The sequence below is a fragment of the Aurantimonas coralicida DSM 14790 genome (genome assembly GCF_000421645.1).
Classification (GTDB): Bacteria; Pseudomonadota; Alphaproteobacteria; order Rhizobiales; family Rhizobiaceae; genus Aurantimonas; species Aurantimonas coralicida.
On the sequence record NZ_ATXK01000008.1, the window covers coordinates 101,104 to 113,349 of the forward strand.

At 68.4% G+C, this 12,246-nt stretch carries 12 protein-coding genes; 6 read left to right on the plus strand and 6 right to left on the minus strand.

What is annotated here, in order from left to right:
• Positions 1-2 precede the first annotated feature (2 nt).
• The 5 genes from H536_RS0116200 to H536_RS0116220 all read left to right on the plus strand — a co-directional run bounded on the left by H536_RS0116200 (position 3) and on the right by H536_RS0116220 (position 4,322).
• The gene (locus H536_RS0116200) at positions 3-758 is read left to right on the plus strand and encodes an alanyl-tRNA editing protein (protein WP_024351470.1); all 756 of its coding nucleotides are present in this window, start codon (positions 3-5) and stop codon (positions 756-758) included.
• Between the two features lie 100 nt (positions 759-858).
• The gene (sseA, locus tag H536_RS0116205; protein WP_024351471.1) at positions 859-1,704 is read left to right on the plus strand and encodes a 3-mercaptopyruvate sulfurtransferase; all 846 of its coding nucleotides are present in this window, start codon (positions 859-861) and stop codon (positions 1,702-1,704) included.
• Positions 1,705-1,709: 5 nt separating this feature from the next.
• Positions 1,710-2,300, plus strand: a complete 591-nt coding sequence (locus H536_RS0116210) for a GNAT family N-acetyltransferase (protein ID WP_024351472.1) — start codon at positions 1,710-1,712, stop codon at positions 2,298-2,300.
• Positions 2,297-3,244 carry an ornithine cyclodeaminase family protein gene (locus tag H536_RS0116215; RefSeq protein WP_024351473.1) on the plus strand — a complete coding sequence of 316 codons (948 nt, stop codon included), beginning with the start codon at positions 2,297-2,299 and terminating at the stop codon, positions 3,242-3,244. The genes H536_RS0116210 and H536_RS0116215 overlap by 4 nt, the downstream gene beginning before the upstream one ends.
• 94 nt (positions 3,245-3,338) lie before the next feature.
• Positions 3,339-4,322 (plus strand): alpha/beta hydrolase, encoded by a 984-nt coding sequence (locus H536_RS0116220; protein ID WP_024351474.1) that lies wholly within the window; start codon positions 3,339-3,341, stop codon positions 4,320-4,322.
• A 124-nt stretch (positions 4,323-4,446) separates the two neighbouring features.
• Here H536_RS0116220 and H536_RS0116225 read toward each other — a convergent pair whose 3' ends face one another.
• Together H536_RS0116225 and H536_RS0116230 are read right to left on the minus strand one after the other, a co-directional pair.
• On the minus strand, positions 4,447-4,665 hold the full coding sequence (locus H536_RS0116225) for a hypothetical protein (protein WP_024351475.1): 219 nt from the start codon (positions 4,663-4,665) through the stop codon (positions 4,447-4,449).
• A gap of 102 nt (positions 4,666-4,767) precedes the next feature.
• Positions 4,768-5,952: a pyridoxal phosphate-dependent aminotransferase gene (locus H536_RS0116230; RefSeq protein WP_024351476.1), complete on the minus strand. Its 1,185-nt coding sequence runs from the start codon at positions 5,950-5,952 to the stop codon at positions 4,768-4,770.
• A gap of 317 nt (positions 5,953-6,269) precedes the next feature.
• On the opposite strand from H536_RS0116230, the gene H536_RS0116235 reads away from it, so the two are divergent.
• Positions 6,270-7,226, plus strand: a complete 957-nt coding sequence (locus tag H536_RS0116235) for a fumarylacetoacetate hydrolase family protein (protein WP_024351477.1) — start codon at positions 6,270-6,272, stop codon at positions 7,224-7,226.
• A 74-nt stretch (positions 7,227-7,300) separates the two neighbouring features.
• On the opposite strand, the gene H536_RS0116240 is transcribed toward H536_RS0116235, so the two are convergent.
• The 4 genes from H536_RS0116240 to H536_RS0116255 form a co-directional block, all read right to left on the minus strand.
• Entirely contained in the window at positions 7,301-8,623 is a 1,323-nt protein-coding gene (locus H536_RS0116240; RefSeq protein ID WP_024351478.1) for a TRAP transporter large permease, read from the minus strand.
• 6 nt (positions 8,624-8,629) lie between these two features.
• Positions 8,630-9,178, minus strand: coding sequence for a TRAP transporter small permease subunit (locus H536_RS0116245; protein WP_244495436.1), 549 nt, complete (start codon positions 9,176-9,178; stop codon positions 8,630-8,632).
• Between the two features lie 35 nt (positions 9,179-9,213).
• Complete coding sequence (locus tag H536_RS0116250; RefSeq protein ID WP_029703428.1) at positions 9,214-10,260, minus strand: TRAP transporter substrate-binding protein; 1,047 nt, start codon at positions 10,258-10,260, stop codon at positions 9,214-9,216.
• A gap of 268 nt (positions 10,261-10,528) precedes the next feature.
• Positions 10,529-12,244, minus strand: a complete 1,716-nt coding sequence (locus H536_RS0116255) for a thiamine pyrophosphate-requiring protein (protein WP_024351481.1) — start codon at positions 12,242-12,244, stop codon at positions 10,529-10,531.
• Between the last annotated feature and the right edge of the window lie 2 nt (positions 12,245-12,246).

Here is a 12,246-nt window from a genome sequence, read left to right on the forward strand (position 1 = left end):
CCATGTCCGAGGCCGGAACCGAGCGCGTCTACCAGGACGATTCCTATCTATCGACGATGGAAGCCGAACTGCTGCGCGTCGAGACCACCGCCGACGGGCGCCCCGGCCTCGTCTTCGCGCGCACCAATTTCTTCGCGGCCGGTGGCGGCCAGCCGGGCGATACCGGTTTCGTCGAGACGGCCGACGGCCGCCAGGTGAAGATCGTCGACACGGTCTACGCCGCCGACAAGTCCACCATCCTGATGCTGGTCGAGGACGAGCCGACCCTGCCGCAGCCCGGCGAGACCCTGGTGCTGCATGTCGACTGGAAGCGCCGCTACAAGCTGATGCGCATGCACACGGCCTGCCATCTCCTGACGGTCGTCTGTCCGTTTCCGATCACCGGCGCGGCGGTCGGCGAGGACGAGAGCCGGGTCGATTTCGACATTCCCGACGGCGCGCCGGACAAGGCCGAGGTCACCGCCGGCCTGATGGAACTGGTGGAGGCCAACCATCCGGTCTTCACCCGCTGGATCAGCGATGCCGAACTCGACGCCAATCCGGGCCTGGTGAAGTCGGCCAACGTCAAGCCGCCCCGCGGCACCGGGCGGATCCGCCTGGTCTGCGTCGGCGACGAAGGGTCGGTGGACACCCAGCCCTGCGGCGGCACCCATGTCCTGGAAACCGGCGAAGTCGGCGAGATCCACATCGGCAAGATCGAGAAGAAGGGCAAGGTCAACCGGCGCTTCCGCATCCGCTTCGGCCCCCTGCCCGCCTGAAACCCGTAACTGCCCTTGCCGCGACGGGAACGGGTGCGATCTACTGCGCCATCCGTTGGCCGCGGCACTCCGTGGCACCAGTGCATGATCGAGGCGGCGCATGAGCCAGAACCCCTTCCTGATCTCTCCCGACGAGCTCGCCGGCCATCTCGGCAAGCCGGGGCTCTCGGTCGTCGACGCCTCCTGGTATCTGCCGGCGCAGAAGCGTCTGGCCGAGCCCGAATTCGAGACAGCCCACATTCCCGGCGCGGTGTTCTTCGATCAGGACGCGATCGTCGATCCGGCCTCGTCGCTGCCGCACACCTTGCCCTCGGCCGCCGATTTCGGCGCAGCCGTCGGCAGGCTCGGCATCCGCGAGACCGACACCATCGTCGTCTATGACGGCATGGGCCTGTTTTCCGCGCCGCGCGTCTGGTGGATGTTCCGGACCTATGGCGCAAAGGACGTGCGCATTCTCGACGGCGGCTTTCCGGCCTGGCGGGCCGGCAATCACCCGGTCGAAACCGGCAAGGTCTCGCCCGAGCCCGCGACCTTCGAGGCCAGCTTCGACGCCGATGCCGTCGCGACCCTCGACGAGATGCGCCGGATCGTCGACGACGGCGCGCTGCAGGTGGTGGATGCGCGCCCGGCCGACCGCTTTGCCGGCGAAGCCGCCGAGCCGCGCCCGGGCGTTCGCGCCGGCCACATGCCCGGCGCCCGCAACCTGCCCTTCCTGCAGCTTGCCGAGAACGGCCGGCTGAAATCGCCCGAGGAACTGCGCGCCGCCTTCGCCGCGGCAGGCGTCGATCCCGATGCTCCGGTGGTGACGAGCTGCGGCTCGGGCGTGACCGCCGCCGTGCTCAACCTGGCGCTGGAAACCCTCGGCAGCAGGCAGCACCGGCTCTATGACGGCTCCTGGACGGAATGGGGCGGCGCGACCGACACACCGGTCGTGACCGGACCGTGATCCCCATGCGCCTGTTGACGACCACGGTCACCAGCCTGGAACTGCGTCAGCCGCCCGAGCGGGTGGCCTCGCCGCCCGCTTCCGACACGGAGTTGAGCTTTCGCGAAATCCGCGACATTGCGCTCGATGCCTATCGCACGCTTTATCGCAGCGTCGGCGACCCGCATCACTGGACGTCGCGGATCCTGCCGGACGACCGCCTCGACCGGGAAATCCACGACGAGGCGACCCGCATCTTCGTGCTCCTGGCCGACGACATCGTCGCCGGCTGGTTCGAACTGGAAATGCGCCGGTCGCTGAAATCGGCCCGCATCGTCCATCTCGGCATCATGCCGGCCTTTCGCGGTCGCGGCCTTGCCGATCATCTGGTGTCCAAGGCAATCGTCACCGGCTTTTCGGAAGGCGCCGAACGCCTGACCATCGAGACCAACACGCTCGATCATCCCGCCGCCCTGCCGCTGTACCGCAAGCACGGCTTTACGCCCTATGCGACGCGGATGGTCCAGACGCCGGCGATAGAATCGGTCGAGGCGCTGGCAAGGGAGCACCACACGCCGGCCCCCACCAGCATGGTCGCCGGGGACGCGCCGCGATGAGGATCATTGGCAGCGCAGAGGCGGATCATCTCCTGACCTGGACGGCGGTGACCGAGGCGATCCGCGAGGCGCATCGCCTGCCGCAGGCCGAGATCGGCGACATGCTGCTGTCGCGCGATGGGCGCAGCCTGCTCAATCGCGGCGCCTGGATCGAAGGCCTCGGCATCGCGCTGAAATCGGTGACCGTCTATCCGGACAATCCGCGCCGCGACCCGCCGCTGCCGTCCGTGCAGGGCGGCATGCTGCTTTTTGACGAGGACAGCGGCGCGCCCACGGCTCTCGTCGACGGCATCCTCGTTACCAAATGGAAGACCGCCGGCGATTCCGTCCTCGGCGCCAGGCTGCTGGCCCGCCCCGGTTCGCGGCGGCTGTTGATCTGCGGCGCCGGCACGGTCGCCCGCACGCTGATTCCGGCCTATGGCGAGCTCTTTCCCGACCTCGAGCAAATCATCCTGTGGAACCGCAGCACCGACAAGGCCGAGGCGCTTGCGGCGGAATACGCCGATAACGCCATTCCGGTGACGGTCGCGACCGAGCTGGCCGAGGCGGTCGCTGCCGCCGACATCGTCTCCACCGCCACCCTGTCGAAAGAGCCGTTCCTGAAGGGCGAGTGGCTGAGCCCCGGCACCCATGTCGATCTGATCGGCGCCTTCCGGCCCGACATGCGCGAGGCCGACGACACGCTGCTCCAGCGCGCCGAACTCTTCGTCGATTCCCGCCGCACGACCTTCGGCCATATCGGCGAGATCCAGATCCCGCTCGACGCCGGCACCATCACCGCCGACGACGTCCTGGGCGACCTGCACGATTTGTGCGCCGGAACCGCCGGCCGGTCCTCGCCCGACGCCATCACCGCCTACAAGAATGGCGGCGGTGCCCATCTCGACCTGATGGTCGGCGCGCTGATCCGGCGGCTGGTCGAAGCCGGCGACAGCCGCGGCTGAACGCCGGCACGGGAGCGACGATCCCGACGGTTTCACGCCGGCACCAGACGCGATAGACGAAGCCACGCCTGCCACCGCCGAACGGACGCTGCCCTTGCTCTGGAAAACGCTTATCGCTCTCGTTATCGTCCTGCTGCTGGCCGGTGCAGCCGTCTGGCTGTTCGGACCGCGCGAACCGGTGGAAACGACGATCCGCTTCGATCCCGCCGCCATCGGCGCCGATGCCGACGCCTACCTCGCGCGCACCGAGGCGGACATTCCCAATCTGCGCCCGAACGCGCAGAAGGAGATCGTCTGGGCCTATCCGGCCTCGCGCGCCCGCACGCCGGTCTCGATCGTCTATGCGCACGGCTTCTCCGCCGCCAAGGGAGAGACCCGGCCGCTCGCCGACAAGGTCGCGGCATCCTTGGGCGCGAACCTCTTCTACACCCGCCTTACCGGCCATGGCCGCGACGGCGCCGCGATGGAACAGGCCGACGTCAACGCCTGGCTCAACGATCTGGCCGAAGCGGTCGCCATCGGCCGCGAGATCGGCAACCGGGTCATCGTCATCGGCACCTCGACCGGCGGCACGCTGGCCACCTTCGGGGCGACGCAGCCGGGCCTGATGGAGGATGTGGCGGGACTGGTGCTGATCTCGCCGAATTTCGGCCTGCTCGACCGCTGGGCCTTTGCGCTGGACCTGCCCTGGGCGCGCGATCTCCTGCCGCTGGTCGGCGGCGAGACCCGCGGCTTCGATCCGCTGAACGATCCGCAGGCGGAGAACTGGACGACGCGCTATCCCATCGGCGCGCTGGTCCCGATGGCGGCGCTGGTGCGCGAAACCCTGCGGGCCGACATCTCCGGCATCGCGCTTCCGGTCCTCACGCTGTTTTCGCCGAACGACCGGATCGTCGATCCCGCCGCGACGGAGGCGGTCATGGAACGCTGGCAGGGTCCGCGCGAAGTGGTGGAGGTGCCGGCGAGCGGCGATCCGGCGAGCCACGTCCTGGCGGGTGATATCGTGTCGCCGCAGACCACCGACGACCTCGCCGCTCGGATCGTCTCCTGGGCCGAGGCCCTGCCTCCGACCGACTGATCTCGGGCCGCCACCGGGCGGGCGTTGGCGCGAACGCGGCGTTGCCGGTCGTCACGGCCAACAGACCGCCCGAAACGAAAAATGGCGGATGGCTGCGCGCCACCCGCCATCGATAGATCCTGCCTCAGGCGGCGTCGCCGTTCGGTGCGCCGTCTTCGGGATGCACCGAAGCCAGAAGCTTCGCCGCGTCCTGCGCGTCCTGGGGCGTGAAGACGAGGCCAATGGGCGCGTCGCCATTGCGGATGATCAGGGCGACATTGCCGTCGGGGAGCTGCGAAACGCCCTCCAGCTTCTCCACCATGACACCCTGGATGCCGTTCTCGTTGTCGTTCTGATCGGACATGCCGTCTCCTGGTGTTCGGGGTAAGCTCTCCAACCTAATCAGTCGGCCCGAGAGTTAAACCACCGCACCCGGATTTCCCGGCATATCCATGGTCCGCCGCTGTCAGGCAGGCGCCGAATGCGAGCGCAGGAACCCGTCGACGCGCTCGAGCGCCCGCACGATGTTCTCCTCCGAATTGGCGTAGGACAGCCGCACATAGCCCTCGCCAAGAATGCCGAAATCCGGCCCGCCGATCAGCGCGACGCCGGCCTCCTCCAGAAGGGCCGAGGCCAGCTTCTTGGCCTTCCAGCCGGTCTGCGAGATGTTCGGGAAGGCGTAGAACGCGCCCTTGGGCGTCGCGCAGGAGACGCCCGGCAGCGCGTTCAGGCCCTCTACCACCACCTTGCGGCGCCGGTCGAAAGCCCGCATCATCGTCTCGACGTCGTCCTGCGGCCCGTCGATCGCGGCGATGCCGGCGAACTGGCTCGGGGCGTTGACGCAGGACCAGCAATTGACCGCCAGCTTGCGGATCTTGTCCATCAGCACATCGGGCCAGATCGACCAGCCCATGCGCCAGCCGGTCATCGCCCAGGTCTTCGACCAGCCATTCAGGACGATCAGCCGGTCGCGAATCTCCGGGAAGGTCAGGAGCGAGCAATGCGCCTCGCCGTCATAGGTCATCACGTCGTAGATCTCGTCCGACATGATCGCCACGTCCGGATGGTCGGCGAGGCCCTTCACCAGCTTCTCGATCTCGGCGCGCGGGGTCACGCCGCCGGTCGGGTTGGCCGGCGAGTTGAGGATCAGGAGCCGCGTCTTCGGCGTGATCAGGGACAGCGTCTCCTCGGCCGAGAAGGCGAAGCCGTTCTCCTCGCGCACCGGCACCGGCACCGGCGTCGCGCCGGTGAACTCGATCATCGAGCGATAGATCGGAAAGCCCGGATCGGGATAGAGGATCTCGGCCCCCGGCTCGCCGAACATCAGGATCGCCGCATACATGGTCGGCTTGCCGCCCGGCAGGATCATCACCGATTCCGGCGAGACCTCGATGCCGGTCGTCGCCAGCGTCCGCCGCACCACGGCCTCGCGGGTCGCGATCAGGCCATTGGCCGGCGTGTAGCCGTGATGGCCGTCGCGCAGCGCCTTGATGGCCGCCTCGACGATGTGCTCCGGCGTACGGAAATCCGGCTGGCCGATGCCCAGATTGATGATGTCGCGGCCCGAATTGGCAAGGGCGGTGGCACGTGCGAGCACCGCGAAGGCGTTCTCCTCGCCGATGCGGTCGAAGGCGGAAACCGTATGCAGCATGTTCGTCTCTCGAAAGGCCCGGGCATCTGAAGGGACGCACGCGGATCCGTGGCTCGTCGGGGTTTCGCGGCGCAAAGCCGATGGGCGATCCGTATGGCATCCCCCGTCCGCTGTCGAGTTCGGCCGCCCCCGCCGTCCCGCCGCCGGCCGCGCTCGGCGCCCGGTTGAGACCGGTAGGGAGCCGACGCGAAACCCGCCCCACATTCCCGCATGCGTGCTAGGCTTGACGTCGCCAGGGCCCGGCAGGTGGAGTCCGGGAACCGGCCGGCTTGCCGGAGCAGGTGCTGCGGCAGCCTCTTGAGGAGGATCCCCGACGCATGAAACTTGCAACCATCAAGGATGGCAGCCGCGATGGCCGCCTCGTCGTCGTCTCGCGCGATCTCACGCAGATGACCGACGCCGCGTTCCTCGCCCGGACCCTGCAGGCGGCGCTTGACGACTGGGCGCGCGTCGCGCCGCATCTGGCGACGCTAGCCCAGAGCCTCGAAACCGGGGCGGTGCCGGCCGAACGTTTCCACGAGCACGATGCGGCCAGCCCCCTGCCCCGCGCCTGTCAATGGATCGAGGCGGCGACGGAGGCTGCCGGGCCCGATGACGGGCCAGCGCTCCACCAGGGCGCGTCGGATGCGATCCTCGGCCCGCGCGAGCCGATCCTCGCCGCCGACGAGGCATGGGGCATCGATCTGGCCGGCGGCATCGCGGTGATCACCGGGGACGTGCCGATGGGCGCGGGGCCCGCGGAAGCACGTGAGGCGATCCGTCTGGTCATGCTGGTCAATGCCGTCGCGCTGCGCGGCTCGCCCGATTCACCCGTGGGGACCGATGGGCGTCCTGGCACGGCGAGCCCGGCCTTCTCCCCCGTCGCCGTGACGCCGGACGAACTCGGCGACGCATGGGACGGCGGCCGGCTCAGCGGCACGCTCTGCGTCGACCTGAACGGCAAGCCGCTGGGCCGGGTCGATGCGGGCATCGGCACGCGTTTCGATTTCCCGGCGCTGATCGCTGGGGCAGCGCGGACCCGCCGGCTGGCGGCCGGCACGATCGTCGGCTCGGGCGCGGTCGCCGACCAGCCGGAAGGCGGCCAGGGCGCCTCGATCGAGGCGGGCGGTTCCGGCCATTCCAGCCTCGCCGGCCTTCGCCGCGCCGAGGCAGCCGGCGGTGGCGATCCGGACACGCCGTTTCTCGGCTTCGGCGACACCGTCCGCATCGAGATGCTGGACGAGCGCCGGCATTCGATCTTCGGCGCCATCGAGCAGAGCGTCGAAAGCGCCTGACCAACCGACGGCACGCGTTCCCGGCTCGGTCGGGAACGCGACTGCTCGCCCGTCCCCGCAGCCGTCAGCTCTGCCTATTGCAGCAGGCGCGGCAGCAGTAGCGAGATCGCCGGGAAGGCGATCAGCAGCAGCACCCGCACGATTTCCGATCCGAAGAACGGCATCACGCCCTTGAAGGTCTCGCGCATCGGCACGTCCGGGGCGAGCGAGTTGATGATGAAGACGTTCAGCCCCACCGGTGGCGTGATCAATCCGAGTTCCACCACCACCAGGATGATGATGCCGAACCAGATCTTGGTCTCCTCGGGGCCGAGCCCGAAATCCAGCCCGGCGACGACGGGCCAGAAGAACGGGATCGCCAGAATCACCATGGACAGGCTGTCCATCAGGCAGCCGAAGATCAGGAACGCCACGATGATCAGGGCAAGGATCTGGAATGGCGCGAGGCCGCTCTCCTGCAGGAAGCCGGCGGCGGCCTGCGGCACGCCGGCCCGGGCCATGAAGATCTTCAGGAGTTCGGCGCCCAAGAGGATCAGGAAAATCATGCCGCTGGTGCGCGCCGTCTCCAGCAGCGCCTCGACGAAGCTGCCCCAGTTCAGCCGTCCGAGTCCGAAGCCGTAGATGCCGACGAGAAAGACGCCGATCGCGGCCGCCGCCGTCGGGCTGTAGACGCCGGCATAGATGCCGCCAATGACCACGCCGAAGATGATGGCGACCGGGATCACCGCGATGCTCGCCGCGACCAGTTCCTGGCGCGGCACCGCCTCACCCACCGGACCCGAGCCGGGGACGAAGCGGACATAGATGGCGATCGTCGCCATGAACATCAGCATCGCCAGGATGCCCGGGATCAGCGCGGCGGCGAACATCGTGACGATGTTGGTCTCCACGATGATGGCGTAGACGATGAGCACGACCGAGGGCGGGATCAGGATGCCGAGCGTGCCGCCGGCGGCGATCGTGCCGGTGGCGAGCGACGGCGAGAACTTGTAGCGGCGCAGTTCCGGCAGCGCGACCTGCCCCATGGTCGAGGCCGTCGCTGTGGACGAGCCGGACAACGCGCCGAAGCCGGCGCAGGCCGCGACCGCCGCCATGGCGACACCGCCATGGAAGCGCCCGAGCCAGGCATTGGCGGCACGGAAGAGATCGCGCGAGAGGCCGCAGCGCGACGCCAGCCCACCCATCAGGATGAACATCGGCAGCACCGACAGATCGTAGTTCGAGAACTGCGCGTAGGCGAGGTCCTTGAGCTGGTACAGGAGCACTGTCGAGCCCGACTGGATCGCCGTGCCGGCCATGCCCACCAGGATCATCGTGTAGGCGATGGGCACCCGCACGGCGATCAGGAACAACAGCAGCAAAAGCCCGAGAATGCCGAGCAGGAACGGGTCGATCATCGTGGTCTACTCGCTCGCTGTCGCAGGAGTGTCCTCGGTCCATTTCGGCTGGCCGCGCATGCCGGCGACCCCGTCGAGGATCGTCACCACGGCCGCGAGGAACAGCAGCGCGAGCGACAGGAGGATGGGCGGAAAGGCGGTCCACAGCGGCAGCTTCAGCACCGGCGTGACCTCCGGATACTGGATGTAGCTGCCGAAGCCGTAGGACATCTGGCGCAGGAGCAGCAGCGCGAAGGCCGCCGCGAAAATCGCGGAGAACAGCGCCATCGCCGCCTTCGCGCCCGCGCTCATGCCTTCGGTGAAGATGTCCACCGTCACGTTCGCGCCGGCGAGCTGGCAGTACGGCAGGAACATGAAGATGACGATGGCGACGAAATGCTTGACCAGTTCGTGGTCGGCCGGAAACGGCACCGAGAAGGCGATGTTCGAGCCGGCGCTGAGCGCCGTCATCACGGCCAGCCCGGTCAGAAGAATGCCGCCGGCCAGCGCCCAGTAGCGCACGAGGCGTGCGACCAGCCGGACGCCGGCGGCCAGCCAGCCGGTGCGGCGGGGCATGACTGCCCCGCCGCGGTTTGTCTCGTCGCGGACCATCAGGACTTGTGCTTGTCCATGGCCGCCCGCGCCGCCGCCACGAGGGCCGCGGAATCGAAGTCGGTGTGGTCGGCCTGCCATTTGTCGACGACCGGTCCGAGCGCGTCGTTGAAGGTCTGCATCTCCTCGGCGGTGAGCTGGATGTGCTCGTTGCCGGCGTCGACCGCGACCTTGATGCCGTGATCGTCGGCACCGCGCCAGATCTCGGCGACCTTGCGCAGGAACGCCTCATCGGAGTTCTTGTCGAACACCGCCTTCAGATCGTCCGGCAGCGCTTCCCAGCGACCCTTGTTCATCGAGACCTGGAAGGTGGTCGTGCCGAACCGGTTCTTGTCCGGTCCCTCGATCTGGTACTGGGTGACCTCCTGCAGCTTCAGCGGCGGAATGATCTCCCAGGGGATCAGCGCCCCGTCGACGGCGTTTGTCGACAGCGCCTGCGGCAGGTCCGGCACCGGCATGGTGACCGGGGTCGCGCCCATCGCGGTGACGACGTCGTTGCCGGTCGGGCCCGGCACGCGCAGCTTCTTGCCCTGGGTATCGGCGACCGTGCGCACCGGGCTGTTGGCCATCTGGATCGCCTGTCCGGCATGGACGTGATTGAACAGGAGATGCACCGGCTCGTATTCGGGCGCCAGATATTCGTCATACATCTCGCGCATCGCCAGATTGGCCGCGGCGATGTCGTTGGTGAAGATGGTCGGCAGCTCGAACACTTCCGAGCGCGGGAAGAGGCCCGGCGTATAGCCGTTCACCGTCCACACGATGTCGACGACGCCGTCGGCGACCTGCCGGAAAAGCTGCGGCGGCGCGCCGCCAAGTGTCATCGAGGGGTAGATCTCGATCTTCACCCGGCCGCCGGAATCGGCCTCGATCGACTGGGCCCAGGGCTCCAGCATCTGGCTGTGCGCCGGCGCCTTGGGGCCAAGGAAGTGATGCAGCTTCAGCGTCACTTCGGGCTCGGCCGCCCAGCTCTTGCGCATCAGCGCGGGGGCCGCAAGCACGCCCGCCGTCGCCGCCAGGAACTGCCGTCTCTTCATCCTCAACATCGCGTCCTCCTCTTCGCTTGTTCCGGGCGACACCGTCGGGTGCTCCGGTACCGGGTGCGGATCGTCTCCCGCCGCCTCCCGCTCACCTCGTTCGACCTCCGGCAGTGCCGGCAAACTCGTTTTGCTTCCAACTAGATTGTCACGCCGCGCGGGGCTTAGCCATCCCTTCCCCATCGCCATGCGACCATCGTCGGAGAACCGCTGGACGGCAAGCGGTGCCGGCCATCCCGGCCCGCATGCGCCCGGTCGATCGCGATCCCGGCGATCCTCATGCGGATGCCAGCCAGACGTCGAGAACCGCCGAGCGTCCCTGGTTGCGCACCATGTCGAACGCCTCGGCCACTGCCGCCTCCATCTCGTCCGGCCGCTCGACCCGGCGCGCATGGGCGCCGCCGGCCGCCGCGGCGATGTCGGCATAGCGTGGCGGCGGGTCGAAGCCGATGTCCAGATCGTCGGCCCGGCTGGCATAGCCGTCGGGATGGACGCCCATCGCCGAGAAGCGCGGCGCCTTCCAGCCCCGGTTGTTGTAGACGATCTGCACGAACGGGGTGCCGTATTTGGCGGCCATCCAGTGCACGCTGGACGGCACCGAGAACATGTAGGACCCGTCGCCGGTCATCGCGACGATGGTCTTCTCCGGGGCCGCGAGCTTGGCGCCGATGGCCGCGCCGCCGTTCCAGCCGAGCGAGCCCCCGCCGGAGGTGAAGATCGAGCCCGGCGCGGTCATTCGCATGTGGTTGAAGATTACCGGGTAATTGGTGATGCCCTCATTGAGGACGATGGTGTCGGCGTCGATGTGCCGGCGCACGCAGGCCGTGGCGAATTCCGGCGTGATCGCGTCCGGCGCGCCGGCTTCGAGCGCGATCAGGCCCTCGCGCCGGGCTGCGCTCGCGGCGGCGTGATGGCGGCTGCGTCGATCGACGATCTCGGGCGCCGGCTGCCGTGCGTCGAGCCCGGCATTGAGCTGCGCGAGCGCCGTCGCGGCATCGGTGCGGAAGGCGTGGCGCGCGCCGATATACCAGAGCGGCATCGCCGCCTTCAGCGGATCGACGTCGAGATGGATGATCGTCGCATCCGCCGCCGGCTTGCTGATGGTCGGGATCCACGGCACGTCGCTGTCGATGACGATGACGCAGTCGGCTTCGGCCAGCGCCGCGTTCTGGCGCGGCTCGTTCCACTGGTTGCCGCGATAGAGCGGATGGTCGTGCGGAAAGTTCATGGCGTTCGGCACCGATTCCAGAACGCCGATGCCGAGGCGTTCGCAGAAGCGGACGAGCTCGGGCACCGCCTCAGGATTGCGTCCGACATAGGAGGTCACCACCAGCGGCCGCTGGGCTTCCGCGACCGCGTCGAGGATGGTGCCGACCGCCGCCTCGGGCAGTGCGGCGGGAGCCAGCGCGCGCCACTGGCCGGGATCGATCGTCACCGGCTCGGCGAGTTCCTCCTCCATCACCTCGCGCGCGCCCATCAGATAGACCGGGCCGCGGGGTTCGGAGCCGGCGAACTGCATGGCCCTGTGGACGAGCTGCTTGACGTTGCGCCCGGTGCGCACCTCGTTGTCGTATTTCATGTAGCCGCGCACGATGCCGCGCTGGTCGTGGACATCCTGGATCCACTGGATGAATTCGTTGCGGCTGCCGCGCAGCTCGCCTTCCTGGGTGAAGGGCGAGGCGCCGGCGAAGATCAGCATGGGCACGCGGCCCCTGGCGGCGTTGTGCACCGCGCCGGCCAGCGCCTGGGTGCCGCATTCGACATGCACGATGACCGCCTGCGCCTGTCCGGAGACCTGCGCGAATCCCTGCGCCGCGCTCATCCCGGCCATCTCGTTCGGACAGGTGATGACGCGGGGCACCGAACGACCCTTGGCACGCGCCTCGGCGATCGCCTCGATCAGGCCGGGATGGTCGCTGCCGAAATTGACGAAGAGATGGGTGACCCCCGCTTCCATCAGGGCTTCGAGAAAGGCGGTGCTGGCGGTGTACATCG